The organism is Anaerobacillus sp. 63XJN7_4_ISO-PGPR-S23-413, assembly GCF_056173725.1.
In genome coordinates, this window is sequence record NZ_CM149688.1 from 1584058 (window position 1) to 1600577 (window position 16520).

The 16520-nt window shown below is 39.7% G+C and carries 17 protein-coding genes and 1 pseudogene; 11 read left to right on the top strand and 7 right to left on the bottom strand.

Annotated features, from left to right (window positions below; genetic code table 11):
• The first annotated feature begins 204 nt into the window (after nt 1–204).
• On the top strand, nt 205–600 hold the full coding sequence (gene spxA, locus AC0VYO_RS08600; protein ID WP_098443134.1) for a transcriptional regulator SpxA: 396 nt from the start codon (nt 205–207) through the stop codon (nt 598–600).
• Nucleotides 601–711: 111 nt separating this feature from the next.
• Here the strand turns inward: spxA and AC0VYO_RS08605 are convergent, their stop codons facing one another.
• Nucleotides 712–1371: a TerC family protein gene (locus AC0VYO_RS08605; protein ID WP_475368865.1), complete on the bottom strand. Its 660-nt coding sequence runs from the start codon at nt 1369–1371 to the stop codon at nt 712–714.
• 287 nt (nt 1372–1658) lie between these two features.
• Between AC0VYO_RS08605 and mecA the strand changes: the two genes are divergently transcribed.
• The 4 genes and pseudogenes from mecA (at nt 1659) to pepF (ending at nt 5616) form a co-directional block, all read left to right on the top strand.
• On the top strand, nt 1659–2342 hold the full coding sequence (mecA, locus tag AC0VYO_RS08610; RefSeq protein WP_194222276.1) for an adaptor protein MecA: 684 nt from the start codon (nt 1659–1661) through the stop codon (nt 2340–2342).
• A gap of 176 nt (nt 2343–2518) precedes the next feature.
• Nucleotides 2519–2698: pseudogene (locus AC0VYO_RS08615) on the top strand (competence protein CoiA family protein); the annotation flags it as partial.
• A 9-nt stretch (nt 2699–2707) separates the two neighbouring features.
• Nucleotides 2708–3700 (top strand): competence protein CoiA family protein, encoded by a 993-nt coding sequence (locus AC0VYO_RS08620; RefSeq protein ID WP_475369053.1) that lies wholly within the window; start codon nt 2708–2710, stop codon nt 3698–3700.
• A 92-nt stretch (nt 3701–3792) separates the two neighbouring features.
• Nucleotides 3793–5616 (top strand): oligoendopeptidase F, encoded by a 1824-nt coding sequence (gene pepF, locus AC0VYO_RS08625; protein WP_430242092.1) that lies wholly within the window; start codon nt 3793–3795, stop codon nt 5614–5616.
• A 54-nt stretch (nt 5617–5670) separates the two neighbouring features.
• Here the strand turns inward: pepF and AC0VYO_RS08630 are convergent, their stop codons facing one another.
• The 4 genes from AC0VYO_RS08630 to AC0VYO_RS08645 form a co-directional block, all read right to left on the bottom strand.
• Nucleotides 5671–5850, bottom strand: coding sequence for a hypothetical protein (locus AC0VYO_RS08630; protein ID WP_194221205.1), 180 nt, complete (start codon nt 5848–5850; stop codon nt 5671–5673).
• A 133-nt stretch (nt 5851–5983) separates the two neighbouring features.
• Complete coding sequence (locus tag AC0VYO_RS08635) at nt 5984–6808, bottom strand: ClpXP adapter SpxH family protein (protein WP_475369054.1); 825 nt, start codon at nt 6806–6808, stop codon at nt 5984–5986.
• A gap of 92 nt (nt 6809–6900) precedes the next feature.
• Entirely contained in the window at nt 6901–7296 is a 396-nt protein-coding gene (locus tag AC0VYO_RS08640; RefSeq protein WP_475368866.1) for a globin domain-containing protein, read from the bottom strand.
• 116 nt (nt 7297–7412) lie between these two features.
• Nucleotides 7413–7988, bottom strand: coding sequence for a CYTH domain-containing protein (locus tag AC0VYO_RS08645; RefSeq protein ID WP_475368867.1), 576 nt, complete (start codon nt 7986–7988; stop codon nt 7413–7415).
• Nucleotides 7989–8128: 140 nt separating this feature from the next.
• Between AC0VYO_RS08645 and AC0VYO_RS08650 the strand changes: the two genes are divergently transcribed.
• From AC0VYO_RS08650 to AC0VYO_RS08665, 4 genes are all read left to right on the top strand, one after another.
• Nucleotides 8129–8509: a UPF0738 family protein gene (locus tag AC0VYO_RS08650; RefSeq protein ID WP_475368868.1), complete on the top strand. Its 381-nt coding sequence runs from the start codon at nt 8129–8131 to the stop codon at nt 8507–8509.
• A gap of 26 nt (nt 8510–8535) precedes the next feature.
• Nucleotides 8536–9171, top strand: a complete 636-nt coding sequence (yjbM, locus tag AC0VYO_RS08655) for a GTP diphosphokinase (RefSeq protein ID WP_194221210.1) — start codon at nt 8536–8538, stop codon at nt 9169–9171.
• Nucleotides 9172–9197: 26 nt separating this feature from the next.
• Nucleotides 9198–9998 carry an NAD kinase gene (locus AC0VYO_RS08660; protein WP_194222277.1) on the top strand — a complete coding sequence of 267 codons (801 nt, stop codon included), beginning with the start codon at nt 9198–9200 and terminating at the stop codon, nt 9996–9998.
• Nucleotides 9999–10113: 115 nt separating this feature from the next.
• Nucleotides 10114–10989 (top strand): RluA family pseudouridine synthase, encoded by an 876-nt coding sequence (locus AC0VYO_RS08665; protein WP_475368869.1) that lies wholly within the window; start codon nt 10114–10116, stop codon nt 10987–10989.
• Here AC0VYO_RS08665 and prpE read toward each other — a convergent pair.
• A complete protein-coding gene (gene prpE / locus AC0VYO_RS08670; RefSeq protein WP_475368870.1) occupies nt 10973–11707 on the bottom strand; it encodes a bis(5'-nucleosyl)-tetraphosphatase PrpE in 735 nt (244 codons plus the stop codon). The two genes, AC0VYO_RS08665 and prpE, sit on opposite strands and share 17 nt — an antisense overlap.
• A 96-nt stretch (nt 11708–11803) precedes the next feature.
• Complete coding sequence (locus tag AC0VYO_RS08675) at nt 11804–12988, bottom strand: FtsW/RodA/SpoVE family cell cycle protein (protein ID WP_283152336.1); 1185 nt, start codon at nt 12986–12988, stop codon at nt 11804–11806.
• Between the two features lie 272 nt (nt 12989–13260).
• Between AC0VYO_RS08675 and mgtE the strand changes: the two genes are divergently transcribed.
• Together mgtE and AC0VYO_RS08685 are read left to right on the top strand one after the other, a co-directional pair.
• Nucleotides 13261–14622, top strand: a complete 1362-nt coding sequence (gene mgtE, locus AC0VYO_RS08680; RefSeq protein ID WP_226612629.1) for a magnesium transporter — start codon at nt 13261–13263, stop codon at nt 14620–14622.
• Between the two features lie 39 nt (nt 14623–14661).
• Nucleotides 14662–16509 carry a monovalent cation:proton antiporter family protein gene (locus tag AC0VYO_RS08685; RefSeq protein WP_194221214.1) on the top strand — a complete coding sequence of 616 codons (1848 nt, stop codon included), beginning with the start codon at nt 14662–14664 and terminating at the stop codon, nt 16507–16509.
• Nucleotides 16510–16520: the final 11 nt, after the last annotated feature.

Genomic DNA, 16520 nt, shown 5'->3' on the forward strand with positions numbered 1-16520 from the left:
AAACAATAAAGGTTTGGGAGAGTGAAGAAGGGGTATATAGGAGTTAGACTTAACATAAATCATTTGTATAGTTATTGTATAGCTTTTATGTAATTTTTGTCATCCTCTATTTATTTGATAAGAATTGTAGTATAATACAAATTGTGAAAAGATAATTTTTCTAATGTAGATTTGACGTTTACTTATAGAAAGGAGCAATTCCTTATGGTAACACTCTATACATCACCAAGCTGCACATCTTGTCGAAAAGCGAAGGCGTGGTTGCAGGAGCACGATATTCCGTTTACAGAACGTAACATTTTTTCTGAACCTCTTACTATTGAAGAAGTGAAAGAAATTCTACGTATGACTGAAGACGGAACAGATGAAATTATATCAACTCGCTCAAAAACTTTCCAGGAATTGAACTTAAATCTTGATACGGTTTCTTTACAGGAATTGTTTGAGCTAATTAGCGAGCATCCAGGATTGCTTCGCCGTCCAATCATTTTGGATGAAAAAAGACTACAGGTTGGCTATAACGAAGATGAAATTCGTCGTTTCCTACCTCGCAAGGTTCGTACTTTTCAACTTCAAGAGGCACAGCGTCTCGTTAATTAATTAGCTTATAATAATGTTGCTCGGTTTCAATTCATTCGAGTTAAAGGTTCATTAACATAGCTACCTAATAAAAACTTCTACAGAGATCCTGTAGAAGTTTTTTTGTAGCTCTTAATAAATGTAAAGAATGTTTCCTTTCACCTTCTTTACTAACCATCCTCCAACAATCACAACGAGAAGAAAAATAATCTCGGTGGCCACTTCCATGGAAGGGTATGTATAAAAGAAGGTTTTTAATTCTGCTGCGCTTGTTAACATCCTTGCAGAAGTAAACGCTAAAATGCCGGCGCCAATATAAATTAATACAGGAAAATGATCAAGGGCATGCATGATCATTCTACTCCCCCATACGATAATAGGGATAGAGATGAATAATCCAAAAACGACAAGCGGCAGTTTCCCCTCGGATGCACCAGCGATCGCTAGTACATTATCGAGCCCCATAATGAGATCTGCTATGACGATGGTTCGAATGGCTCCCCAAAACGAAAAGGTGGATTGGACCGATTCATTACTTTCGCTATCGATTACCAATTTGAAGGCAATGTAGAGAAGAAAGAGGCTACCAACAATTAATAAGAAAGGGAGCATCAATAAATAGACAGCGACAATGGTTAGTGCTATTCTAAGTCCAACAGCAATGGCTGTTCCCATCATGATGGCTTTGTTGCGATGAGAATCGGGGAGATTACGACACGCGAGGGCGATTACAACTGCGTTGTCACCACCTAGGACGATATCAATACCGATAATAAACAGAATCTGTGTCATGGTTTCTAAGGTAAGCAAGGAATCCACTCCCGAATAGCGAATTTTTAATCATATGACAGGAGCACTTTAGGGCAAGCTATACACATAAATAAATATATCGTGTATATGGTTTAATATGAGTGAAAAAATCAAACGATTTTTTATTTCCATTCTTTGATGGTTTATCATAGAATGGTATTACAAGAGAAAAAGTGGTTAAACTCAAGCCACTTAAGGGAAAGAGAAAATTAGGAGTATCCCAGAGGGAATAGCCTTCCGGTTAACTAAACAGGAGGGAGAGAGTGCACATGGAAATCGAACGCGTCAATGCGAATACTTTAAAATTCTTTATTACGTATAGAGATATTGAAAATAGAGGGTTCGATCGAGAAGAAATTTGGTACGACAGAGAAAGAGGAGAAGAATTGTTCTGGGAAATGATGGACGAAGCGCATCAAAGGGAACAGTTTTCACTTGAGGGTCCACTCTGGATACAAGTTCAAGCACTTGAAAAGGGTCTTGAAATCATTGTGACACGTGCACAAATGTCAAACGACGGGTCCAAACTTGAACTACCGATGTCAGAGGATAAGCAGCTTGATCTTCCGCTCGATGAAAATATGGATAAAATTCTTGATGATAAATTTGCGCTTCAGAATAATTTAGATCCAGAAGACGAGCCTGAACCGTTAGAAGGTGAAGAGCTTTCCTTTATGATCGGATTTAGAGACTTTGAAGATGTGATTTCATTGTCACACGGATTTGATTCAACTGGAGTTGAAAATGGATTGTATCATTATGAGGACCGTTATTATCTCCATGTTGTCTTCGACGAAACATTGATAGAAGAAGATCAGGACAACCGATTGAGTCAGCTGTTAGAATACGGATATGAAACAGACCTGACCATTCACCGCATTCATGAATACGGTAAGGAGATTCTCTCTGAGCAGGCTCTTGAACAACTCCGCGGACACTTCCCACTCTTATAAGGTGAGGCCGATTTCTATGGAAATCGGCTTTTTTTTATTTCTCCATTTCTTTAAGGGGACGAATCATCCTTTGTGGTTAAACCGGTTATCTTATTCAAATAAATATAGAAAGTGTAGAGGGATGTTTCTCTAGGAAGAGAATTATTGTTAGGAACGAATAAAAGAGAGGTGTTGTGATGTTAACTGCTTCAACTATAAATGGATCATTACTCAATCTTGCCGACCGTTGCTTCAGCCTTGATGAGCTACGGAAATTAAGGCGTTCCACACCCTATTATTGTCCTGGGTGCCGTGAGCGGGTTGTGATGAAGCTAGGTGAAAAAAAGATATGGCATTTTGCCCATCAAGGGTCCCCGCCTTGTGAAATGGAATGGGAACGGGAATCTAATTATCACTTAACCGGTAAACAACAGCTTTATAATTGGCTAAGAGAAGATCATCAGGATGTGCAATTAGAACATGTGTTAATTGCCTCTAATCAGCGCCCCGATTTATTTCTCCCCTCATCTCGTACGGCGGTTGAATTTCAATGTGCCTCAATAGAAGCGAGACTGCTTACGAAACGATCACATGATTATAACGCTACAAACATTCATGTGACGTGGATTCTTGGAGCAAAGCGTCTCAAGCGAATATATTCCCTCATCCACACCCTTTCAGCTATGGACTGGGCAGCAGCATCTCACCATAGAGGTTCCCCTTCCATTTACTATTATTGCCCAGAAGAACGTACCTTCGCGAATCTAACCGTCCACTATAGCTTAACCCCTACAAAATTCATCTGTACAACCACTTATCACAGCGCTTTAACTACTTCTTATTTCGATTTATTTAAGTCTCATTCTCCTTTTACTATTCATGAATCCGTGCCCATATGGTTTAAGCAAAAACAAATTTGGCGTCAAAATCCCCATGGTGAAAAATCATTCATTTATTACTTCTTGCGTAAACGACTCTATCTTAGCGGAAAGTCTATTCGATTTTTCCCTTCCGAAGCTGGAATTCCATCTTCGCAAAACTACTGGATTGAAACCTCCTCTTATTTATGGCAAACGTGGATTATTATTTGCTTTCTTTCTTTAATCCCTCAAAATAAATCATTCTCTATGCAGTCATTAATAAATGCCTTCCAACAAGTAATCGATGCTACTCTTATTAAAGTAAGATATAGTCCGCACATGGTTCAGGGGGAAGGGGTATCAGCGGCACTAAAAGGGTATGTTGATCAATTAATTCGGTTAAAAGTTTTGAAAGAATGGGATAATGAACGATATGAAAAGCTTTATCAACCTGAGGTTCATCAGCAAGTTGAGCAATGCACTAAAAAAGATCATAAAATTCTCGGGAAACTTGTGTGAAACTGCAACGTTTGTCGAGCGAAATTGTAAGCATCCTAAGAGGAATATGGTACGATAATGTATGTGAGGTAATTATTTGATGGAGGTGTCTAATGATGGAAGAGAAAAAAGTAAACGCTCTACCTAAACGAGACGAAATTCCAGTAGAAGATACTTGGGATCTTGAAGCCATTTACGAAAACGATCAAAAATGGGATGAGGAATTTAAAGAAATAAAAGCACTTCTCCCGGAGATGGAAGAATACAAAGGGAAGTTAGCCGATTCTGCAGATACGCTTTATGCGGCCCTTCAAAAACAAGATGAAATTACAATTAAGCTTGGCAAGCTGTATACATATGCCCATATGCGCTATGATCAAGATACGACAAACTCGCATTACCAGGGTCTTAATGATCGTGCAGCTAATCTTGCGACGCAGGTGAGTAGTGAGCTCGCTTTTGTTGTACCAGAAATTCTAAGCGTACCCGAAGAAACCATCAAGCAGTATTTGAACGAAAAGAAAGAACTGAAACTTTATGAGCAAGCATTAGACGAAATCAATCGAGAGCGTCCGCACGTTTTATCTAAGGAAGAAGAAGCCATTCTGGCTGGTGTTAGCGACGTAACGAATAGTTCAAGCAACACGTTTGGTATGTTAAATAATGCAGATATGAAGTTTCCAACGATTAAGGATGAGAATGGGGACGAAGTGGAAGTTACACACGGACGCTACATTCGTTTTCTTGAGAGTAGCGACCGACGTGTAAGAAAAGATGCGTTCAAGGCAGTCTATGAAACGTATGGGAAATTCAAGAATACTTTCGCTTCGACACTAAGTGGAACAGTTAAGAAAGACAATTATTATGCTAGCGTGCGTAATTATGATTCGGCAAGACAAGCTGCACTTGATAGTAATAACATTCCAGAAGACGTCTATGACAACCTTGTGGAAACAGTGCACAATCGCCTTGATCTATTGCATCGCTATGTAAACCTTCGAAAGAAAGCACTTGGTCTTGATGACATTCATATGTATGATCTCTATACACCACTTGTACCAGAAGTGAAGATGGAGGTTTCATATAAAGAAGCGAAAGATTATATTCTCAAAGGATTAGCTCCGCTCGGAGAAGAGTACAAAGAGATCTTAGAGGAAGGCTTCTCAAACCGATGGGTAGATGTGCAAGAAAACGTAGGTAAAAGAAGTGGGGCATACTCTTCAGGTACGTATGGAACACGTCCATATATTCTAATGAACTGGCAAGATAACGTGAATAATTTATTTACGCTCGCTCACGAGTTCGGCCATTCGGTTCATAGTTATTACACAAGAGAAAACCAACCTTATCCTTACGCAAATTATTCCATTTTTGTAGCTGAAGTTGCTTCAACAACAAATGAATCATTACTCAATCATTATTTGCTCGAAAACACTTCAGACAAAAAGGAAAAGCTTTATTTATTAAACCACTATCTAGAAGGATTCAGAGGAACCGTATTTAGACAAACGATGTTTGCTGAGTTTGAGCATGCGATTCACAAAAGAGCGCAAGATGGTGAGCCGTTGACACCAGATCTTCTTTCCTCGATCTACTATGATCTTAACAAAACGTATTTTGGTGACGATCTTGTGATCGATGATGAAATTGCACTTGAGTGGGCGCGTATTCCTCATTTTTATTACAATTACTATGTATTCCAATATGCGACTGGATTTAGCGCAGCTGCATCCCTCTCAAATCAAATTCTTGAAGAAGGCGATGAAGCCGTCTCAAGATACATTGATTTCTTAAAAGCAGGAAGCTCAGATTATCCGATTGAGGTCTTGAAAAAGGCCGGAGTAGATATGACTTCTTCTAAACCAATCAGTGACGCACTAGATGTATTTGAATCCATTCTTAACGAAATGGAGAATCTGTTATTCGAAGACGAATAGGTTGCATAAACTAAGCCGCTAAAAAGCCTTCTCTACTACTAGAGAAGGCTTTTTTTAGCGGTTAAATCCTTTGAATTGGTTTCTGGAATTGTACATGCTAACGGTAAAAAGAATAGAAAGAAACAAAAGAGCTCCACCAATAGGTACAGGAATAAATCTTAATAATCCCATGATAAACATGACAAAGCTAACGATGATGAGTGCCGCACCTAGTAAGATGAAAAAACGCGTCATGAATTTCCCTCCTCGTATTATAGTTATGAGAAATGATGAAGCATATACTTACTTGGAAGGGGAGAGGTAAATGAATGGTAAGAACAAAAAAGGAATGAACCATGCTGGTTCATTCCTTTTTTGAAGCCCGATCTCAATTTTTTACAGTGCGCCAGAAACATCCATGTTTCGCGGGCACTTTCTCTACCTTTTGCTTCAAGGCGAGCTTCTTCATAGCGGCATCTGCCTCGTCGCAACTCATGTCGTAAACGACCGCCACTTCTTTTGTTGCGACAAAGTGATAGCGGTCCATGAATTCATCTAGCGACGGAAGAGGCTCTGGCGTTGGTGTTGTTTTAAGCATTTCTGTCAGAATTCTAACATACACATCATATTCATAAAGTCCTGTAATTTTAAGACCTTCTTCTTCAATATTTTCATTGAAGAAAACAAGGGTAGGAAGCTCATTTACTTCCATTTCTGAAGAGATCTTTAAGTCACATTGAAATGCTTTTACAGCAGCTTGTGAGTGAAGATCTTTCTGGAATTCTTCTACATCAAGTCCGGTTTCTTTTGCTGCTTGAACTAGATTTTCTTCTTTTGTCATGTTTTGCTTTTGTATAAAAAGAAGTTCTCTCATTTTCCTTAGGAAACGAAATCCTGGAAGCTTTCCCTGAAGCTCTGCAGCCTTGATAGCAATTGATGCGATATAAGGGGTATCCATAGGGTCCTCATACCACAAATCACCGTCACAGGACATCCCAGAGCGACTGGCTGTACGTTCCCAACGCTCAGCGACATCAGCGTGTGTTGTGATGCCTTCATTTTTTCGTTTAAACGAGTTAAATGATTTTATATTACCGCCAACTAGATGTCTAATGCGGAAGGTATGTCCATATTCTAGGTGTAATTTCTTAATGATCGGTTCGAGACCCCAGCAGTCAGGACAAAGCGGATCAATAAATGAATAGATCTCGATAGGTTTACCTTTTTGAGATGTAGTCGTGCAAGCTGTATCGGATTGTCCATTTGGATTGTAAGAATCGCAATAGGAACCAGTAGCATTCGGTGTCAATTCGATTCTCCTTTCTCTTCCTGATCACCCGAGTTAACCATATGATGAGCAGTGAACGTTAACCTTGTTAGGAGATGTTCTCGTAAATCTTCGTCTAGTTCAACCTCATCCATTGCTAACTCCATGCAAGAAAGCCATGCTGTCGCACGTTTGGGTGTTATCTCGAATGGGAGATGCCTCGCTCTTAACATAGGGTGCCCATGTTCTTCGGAATATAGAGGCGGCCCTCCGAGAAATTGAGTTAGGAATTGAGTTTGTTTTCTAGCTGTTTCAGTTAAATCATCTGGAAAGATAGGTTTTAATTCGGGATGCTGTGAAACCCGACTATAAAAAGCAGTCACTAGCCGTTCAAGCTGCGCACCGCCGATATGATCATACATGTTTTGTTTCATATTCATTTTCCCCTTTGGAAGGTAGAACTTAATTACAATTTCATTTTAGCAACCTCCCTACGTAACAGCAAATAATCCGATTTGAAATCATTGCCAAACAAAAAGAACAGGACCGTTTAGGCCTGTTCTTGGGATGCTAGGAAGAATCGAAGAATCTTATTATTTGTCTTTCTCTTTGGAATTTGATGCTGATGAAGAAGGGACGTGAAGGCACGCTCTCCTGTCGTGAAATCAGAGACTTCAAACTCAAGTTCGAAATCTTCTCTCCCTAGGTATTCACTATGGTCGAGGACGAGCAGTCCGTGAGTCGTTTGGTATTCAGCTCTATGTGTCGTTAATCGTCCTAAGTGGTGGAGCGGAGATAGAATTCCTAGTTCGTTTAGCTGCGATGCTACTTCTCCATCAGGAAGTGTGCCGTCCTTCTTGATCTCTTCAAAGGTTTCTTGCGATACGGCTTGATGTGTCTCAAGCAGTCCTTCCTCGGCAGGCTGCTTTAATGTTAATACGAATTTGTCATTCTTGTTTCTAATGCGTAACGCAGCTCCTTTTTCACGAATCATAAAATTCTTTGTATCAAAATAATCATTCGTTTGTGTTTTAATGTTCTCTTCTAATTTATAGTAATCAAGTAAAGAGGCATACTCTTCTTTTGTGAGCATATTTTTAAATTCGATTTCTACTTCCTGTGCCATAAGTGAACCCTCCATTTAGATGAATATAAAAGAATTATGGCATATGTCTTTATTCAGAACAACAACGGTGAAATCTCCCACTGCATTGTGATAAACTATTAGTTGATACATACTTGGAAATAACGAAAGGAGAGGTATTTGTGCCAGAACAATACTACATCATTACAGGGGAATTATCAGATCACACACTTACCTTTGGTCTGAATGAAAAAGTGGACCTTACTTCCTATACAGCTACTGGAAATATGTTAGTGGATTCCGACTCCTTGTCATTTGTGTATTTACTCGATGGGGGAGAAGGGTATACATATATTCGTTTCCAAGAGGAAGTATGGCCAATGTTAGCAAACGTGCTCAATCAGGACGTGAACGTGGTTGTTACTTCCGAGGATGACACATCTATAGAACTTACTGATCTAAAAGAGGAACTTTCCTATCTTGTTGAGAATATTAAAGATAATTCGAATTATGGAGAAGTGATGAATCAAGCTGTTGAGAAAGTATTCCTAACAGCGTCATAATAGATATCGTCGTTGGTGGTGGTTGGATGAAAAATTGGGAAGAATTTTTAGCACCGTATAAACAAGCAGTAAATGAATTGAAAGTGAAATTGAAAGGCATTCGAGAGCAATTTGAAAAGGCGGATGATCATTCACCTGTTGAATTTGTTACTGGGAGAGTAAAGCCGATTTCAAGTATTCTTGATAAAGCCAAAACGAAACACATACCGCTCAATAGACTGCAGGAAGAAATGCATGATATTGCAGGTGTTCGTGTGATGTGTCAGTTCGTAGAAGATATTAATAAAGTCATTCATCACCTTCGTGGTAGAAAAGATTTTGATATCGTTGAGGAACGAGATTATGTGACGAATCAGAAAGTAAGCGGCTATCGATCATACCATGTGGTCGTTCAGTATCCAGTTCAAACGATTCAAGGAGAACAAATGCTGCTCGTTGAAATACAAATTCGAACACTTGCTATGAATTTCTGGGCGACAATTGAGCATTCTTTGAATTATAAATACAATAAGAAAATACCTGATGATGTCAAAAAGCGTCTCCAACGAGCCGCTGAAGCAGCTTCCAAACTTGATGATGAAATGTCTGAAATTCGCGGTGAGATTAAGGAAGCTCAGAAAATCTTTATGCAAAAGAAAGAAAATGAACAAAAAGAAAGCTGAAAACTAAACTAGACGAGGTGCCTAAATTGAAATTTGCGGTAAAGTCAAAAGGGGATCAAACCTCCAATCAACTTCAGCAGCGCATCAAAAATTATTTACGTGATTTCGATCTGGACTATGATGAAGCAGAACCGGATATTGTCATTTCGGTTGGCGGTGATGGGACACTACTACACGCTTTTCATCATTATCAAGATCGCCTGGATCAAACAGCCTTTGTAGGTGTTCATACTGGACACTTAGGTTTCTATGCGGACTGGACCCCTGAAGAAGTCGAAAAGCTCGTCATCCATATTGCAAGGACTCCTTTTCAAATTGTAGAATATCCATTGCTTGAAGTAACGGTTCGCTATTTAAATAGTTCCAAAGAGAACCGCTATCTTGCGCTAAATGAATGTACAGTCAAAAGTGTAGAGGGATCTTTAGTGATGAATGTTGAAATAAAAGGTGATCTGTTTGAAACGTTTAGAGGAGACGGTCTCTGTATTTCAACGCCATCTGGTAGTACAGCCTATAATAAAGCGTTGGGCGGGGCGATCATTCATCCTGCACTTCCTTCCATTCAACTTTCAGAAATGGCATCTATCAACAATCGCGTCTTTCGTACTGTAGGATCTCCACTTGTGCTTCCGCAGCATCATACGTGTCTTCTGCGACCGGTGAACGATGCTGACTTTCAAATTACGATTGACCATCTGTTCTTATTGCAACAAGATGTAAAGTCCATTCAATATCGAGTAGCAGAAGAGAAGGTAAGATTCGCGCGTTTTAGACCGTTTCCTTTCTGGAAAAGAGTAAAGGAATCATTTGTCGATGAAGTATATTAAAGCGAGGCAGTACTGTTCATGAGTTGAACGGTGCTGTTTTTTTCGCTCTATTACAAAAGAATGCCTATCATGAAAAATTTTATAATACACGAGGTGAGTTTGCTTGAGCGTTAGAATGACGTGGAACGTAGAAGAGAAGGATGAAGGGATGCTGCTAAGGGAATTCCTTCTTACGGAAAAGAATTTATCAAGAAGTATGTTAACAGATATTAAATTCAATGGAGGAAAACTTACGGTTAATAACATCAATCAAACCGTTAGAGCTGTCTTAAGGAAAGACGATACGGTGGAAGTCTTATTTCCAAAAGAAACTGTGAGCGAAACGATGGTAGCTAAAGAGATGGAACTTCGTATTTGTTATGAGGATGAGCACTTTTTACTTATCAATAAGCCAGCAAGCCTACCGACGATTCCATCTCGTCATTCAAAAGAATCACTCGCAGAGGGTGTTCTCTACTATTATCATACGCATAAGCTAGATCGAACGATCCACGCTGTTAATCGTTTGGATCGAGATACATCTGGACTCGTTTTATTTGCGAAGCACCGCTATGCACATGACCTTCTTTCAAGACAGCAGAAAAACAAAGAGATGAAACGACAATACGTTGCACTTGTTCATGGAGAAGTTAAAGGAGAAGGTGAAATCGATGCGCCAATAGGGAGGAAAGAGGGGAGTATCATTGAAAGGGCCGTTCGTCCTGATGGACAACACGCATTAACGAGTTACCGCACAATAAATCATTATAAAGGATTCTCCCTTCTTGAATTATCGCTAAAAACGGGGAGAACCCATCAAATTAGAGTTCATATGTCTTATCTTGGTCATCCGCTCTTAGGGGATGATCTCTATGGTGGAACGCATGCATTAATAAATAGACAAGCGTTACATAGTGCGAAGCTTGAGTTCTATCATCCTTTCCTAGAAAAAAAACTCCGGTTTGTTTCAGAGCTTGAAGAGGATATGTTATGTCTCATTCGAAAGAAGTGAATTTCTCAGGAGCATAAGGCATTGATGATTGAACAGAAGTTGTTTTCAATTCCGGATAGCTAAGCGAAGTCAGTTTGCCTCCAAACACGCATCCTGTGTCAATGTTTATTGTATGATTCACCCATCTTGGTTCTTTCACTGGAGTGTGCCCATAAACAATAAGAGATTCTCCGTTATAATGCTTAGCCCAGTCTCTTCGAATAGGCATGCCGTTCGGATGAGACTCTCCTGAAATGTCGCCGTAGAGGACAAATGTTTTTACTTTTTTCCCAACTTGTCCGATATAATGTTCAGGTATTCCCGCATGTGCAGCAATTATTTCCCCGTCATCGAGGGATAAATAGAGTGGTGCATGTTCATAAAGAGAGATGAATTTCCTTTTCACAGCCTCTTTTTCATCATTTGGGAGAGCATTTAGTTCAGCAACTGTTGTCTCCAGTCCATGTGTTTGCTGAACGTTTCGGCCGATAAAATACCGATAAAGCTTATTACAATGGTTCCCAGGGCAATAGTAAGCCTGTCCGGTGCTAACGAGTTGTGAGACTACGTCAATCACAGCAAGAGATTCTTTTCCACGATCGGTGATATCACCAGGAAAGACGAGTTTTCTGCTGTCAGGATGGACGGGAATTCCACTTTCCCATGAATATCCGATTCGTTTGGTTAGTTCTTTCAGTTCTTTATAACATCCGTGTATATCGCTGATAATGTCTAACAATTGGCACCCTCCTATCTCATCTCTTTATCATTACCCTATTGGACGAGTATGTATCAAGGTTAAAGGCCAAATAAAAAAACCTGCCATATTGGCAGGTTATTCAAACATATACGTTTTCGTTCGAGATCGGACGTTTAATACGAGCCCGACTGCAATCATGTAGGTTAAAAGTGCACTTCCTCCATAGCTTACGAATGGTAATGGAATACCAGTTATCGGCAATATTCGAATAGTCATTCCAATGTTTTGGAATACCTGGAATGTTAGCATCCCGATAACGCCTGCGCACAAATAGCTTCCGAAGGACTCATTGCTTTCAAGGGCTGTATGAATCATTCGGTAAATTAGCATGAAGAAAATGGAGATCGTAATACTTGCTCCGATGAATCCGAATTCTTCTCCAATCACAGCAAAAATAAAGTCAGTGTGCGCTTCAGGGAAGTAAACAGTACCGTCAGCGTATCCTTTCCCTTCTAATTTACCAGAGCCGATGGCAAGGATCGCTTTCGTCGCTTGATAGCCTGCATCTGTATACTCTTCAGGAGCAAGCCAGCCATAGAAGCGAGCGAGCTGGTATTCATCAAGTAAGTAGGCTTTAAAGAAGGCCGGAAACTTAAAGAAAATAAAGACAAGAGCAGATATTCCTGCAACCCCTAGTAAACTTAAAAGAGAGAGAAGTCGCCAGCGTACGCCTGATACTAATGTAATACTAACAACAATAGCGGTAAAAACCATCGCTGTTCCGAGGTCAGGCTGGGCCATAACAATAAGAAGAGGAGCAGCTGCCACACCGAAAATTTTGGCTAATAACAAAAGGTCTGTTTGAATGGTTTTTGTTGGGTTTTTTTCATGATGATTCACCGCTGTAGAAGCGATCGTAATAATTAAGAAAATTTTCATAAACTCTGATGGCTGTACACTTCCTAAACCAGGAAGCACAAACCAGCTTTTTGCCCCATTTCGAATCGGAGCAATTTGATAACTTCCAATATACTCAGGACTAACCGCAAGCAAGATTAGAAGAAGAATTCCAAATCCATAGAGATACCAGGATAATTGTTTAAAGCGATCAAAATCAATGACCAGTGTGAGCGAGAGGACAAACGCACCAACGAAATACCACGTTAGCTGTCTTCCTGCGAAGTTGAAGTTTTTTAATTCTCCAGGTAGTGACGCCTGGGCACTATAAATAGCGACAGTACTAATGCACATCAGGAGAAAGACAAAGAATAAAAGTGTGAAATCTATTTGTTGCCATGGTGTTTGATTGTCATTGTTCATGATATAATCCTTTCTAAAGAAAAGCGTTCCTTCTTTTAATCACAATTCCTATCTTATCTGAAATCCTTCCATTTGCAAATCGGTTCCTGTATTTATTTTTGACAAAATAACTACACACCGACTAAGATAGGAAGGTAATTTTACTTTATGACACTGATAAGTAGAAAAAACGTTCATCCTTAGAAAAGCTTATCGGAAATAAACGATAAATGATATAGCCATATTTGAGTATTTACGCACTTTGTTACTAAAACATCAAGGAGGTGTGCAGAGTGGCTTACCAGGAGCAAGAAACGCAAGCTTTGTACGAAGCACTTATTCATCATTTAGAACAAGAAAGAATCGATGCCTTTCGAGAATTGTTTCTAGATATTCACCCTTATGAACAGTCTCAATTCTTCTTAACCGTATCAGAACAAATCAGGCTGCTTGTGTACACCTATTTATCACCAAGAGAAATGGCCGAAATCTTTCAGAATTTTGATATTGAAGAGCAAGAAGAATACATTTCGGAGATGGAGCCAGCTTATGCAGCTAAAATGCTTGCAGAAATGTATGCCGATGACGCAGTAGACGTATTAAATGAACTAAATCCTGAACAGATTGCAAGTTACTTAACCATTATGGATGATGATGCAGCTGACGAAATTAAAGAACTTCTTCATTATGAAGAAAAAACAGCTGGTAGTATCATGACAACAGAATTTGTATCGATTCGAGCACACCAAACGGTGAAGCGAGCGATGCAAATACTGAGACGTGAAGCACCTGAAGCAGAGACGATCTACTATATATTCGTATTAGATGAACAGAAAAGGCTCGTCGGGGTTATTTCTCTTAGAGATTTAATTATTGCAGAAGAAGATACGTTAATAGAAGAGATTATGAATGAGCGGGTTGTTTCCATTTCGGTCGGTGAAGATCAGGAGGAAGCCGCTAGAATTATGAGAGATTATGACTTTCTAGCACTTCCGGTTCTCGACTTCCAAAACCATTTGCTCGGTATTATCACACACGATGATATTGTTGACGTTATTGAGGAAGAAGCTTCAGAGGACTATTCAAAGCTTGCGGCTATTTCAGATGACGGTTCGTTTGATCGTAATCCATTCTCATCAGCGAAAAAAAGGTTGCCATGGCTTATTATTCTCCTGTTTCTTGGAATGATGACAGCAAGCTTAATTGGACAGTTTGAGGTAACCCTTGATAAAGTCCCATTGCTAGCGGTATTTATTCCACTTATTGCAGGAATGGCAGGTAACACAGGAACACAAGCGCTTGCTGTTGTTGTAAGAGGTCTTGCTACTGGAGATTTTGAAGAGAATAGTAAGTGGGCGTTAATAGTAAGAGAAGCAGGAACTGGACTAATTACCGGTGCAACGTCAGGTATTCTCGTCACCATTATTATTTTCTTGTGGAAAGGAACCTTTTTACTTGGCTTATTAGTTGGTTTTTCGTTATTATTTACGTTGATTGTTGCCACTCTTGCTGGTGCGCTAGTCCCACTCTTAATGCACAAACTTAACATAGACCCTGCGGTTGCTTCAGGGCCGTTCATTACAACTATTAATGATATTATCAGTATACTTATTTATTTTGGAATGGCGACTGCATTTATGAGTCAATTAGTCTAAAGATTAATTGACAATGCAGACGTTTGAAGGAGGAAAGAAATGGAACACGGTGCATCCGTATCATCACTTGTTATCGTAGTCGTAATCGCATTTTTAATACCGTTTATCTTACACCGCTTCAGACTGAACTTTTTGCCAGTCGTAGTTGCCGAGATTATCGCCGGAATTTTCATTGGACAAAGTGGATTTAACCTTGTTCAAGGAGATACTTGGCTTGATACGCTATCAACTCTTGGTTTTATCTTCTTGATGTTCCTAAGTGGTCTTGAGATCGATTTCTCGGTTTTTGCGAGTAAAAAGAAAAAAGTAAAGCTACCAAGCGGTAAACTCGAACCGAATCGTGTTCTCGTCTCGTTTATCGTCTTTATTTTTGTATTTCTTGTATCGTACCTATTGTCTCTTCTATTCGTTGTACTTGGGTATACGGATAATGCCTTCTTTATGACGTTAATCATTTCAACCATATCGCTTGGTGTAGTGGTTCCTACGTTAAAAGACGCAAACATAATGAAGAGTAGTATCGGTCAAACGATTCTATTAATCGCCGTTATAGCTGACTTGGCTACAATGATTTTACTGGCGATCTTTGTTTCCCTGAATTCAGGGGGAGAAGGGAACATGTGGCTGCTTCTCATACTCTTTGGAGCAGGAATTTTGCTTTATTTCCTTGGGGCTTACTTCCGACATCTTTCCTTTATCGAGACGATGTCCAAGGGGACCATTCAAATTGGTACGAGAGCCGTCTTTACGTTAATTATTGTATTAGTCGGTATCTCTGAAACGGTTGGAGCGGAAAATATCTTAGGTGCCTTTCTTGCCGGTGCACTCGTTTCCTTGCTCTCACCAAATACGGAACTCGTGCAAAAGCTCGATTCATTTGGATATGGCTTTCTCATTCCTATTTTCTTCGTAATGGTTGGGGTAGAGCTAGATATCTGGTCACTTTTCCAGGATCCTAAAGTGTTAATTCTTATTCCATTACTGTTGATTGCGCTCTTTGCTTCAAAATTAGTGCCCGTTGTTGTATTGAAAAAATGGTATGATACGAAAACGGTTCTCGGTTCTGGCATGTTGCTAACATCAACGCTTTCTCTCGTTATTGCAGCAGCTGAAATCGGAGAACGAATTGATATCATTGATGATCAGCTGTCATCTGCTTTAATCTTAGTGGCGATTATGAGCTGTATTCTAGCACCAATTCTTTTCAAGAAACTAATGCCGAAGCCAGAAGAAAGCTCTCATGCGAAGAAGCTGGCGATCATCGGAGCAAACCAAATCACTTTGCCTATCTCGCTGGAACTTAATCCTGCTAATTATGAAACATCGATTTATCATACGAAGCAGGAGAAAGTGGACTCTGAGAAACAAAGCAGTCATTTTAAAGTAATTGAGCTTTCGGATTATAGCATTGATACACTAAAGAAAAGCTCTGTCTTCGATGCCGATATCCTCCTCATTTCTTCTGGAGATGATGAAACGAACTCGGATATTGCGGTATTCGCGAAAGAATATGGAACAGATCGCGTCATTGCTCGAATTGAATTAACAGAAATAGCCGATCAGCTAAGAGAGCTTAATATTGATGTATTCTCTGTTTTCTTCTCAACAAAAGCCTTGTTAAAAGCGCTCATCGAGTCTCCTGGAGTCGTTAATATCTTCACTCGTGAAGAAAATGCGCTATATCAAATTAACATGAACAATGTGGAATACAACGGTGTGCCACTGCGTAGCTTCCCATATCTCGGTGATACGATCATAGTACGTATTTTCCGAGGTAAGGATTCGATTGTCCCTCATGGTGACACTGAGCTCCGAATTGGTGATCGCTTAATTGTGACAGGAAGTAGCGATAGTGTAGAAGAAGTTCGAACGTTGCTAAGTTATTAATTTTCAGCCCC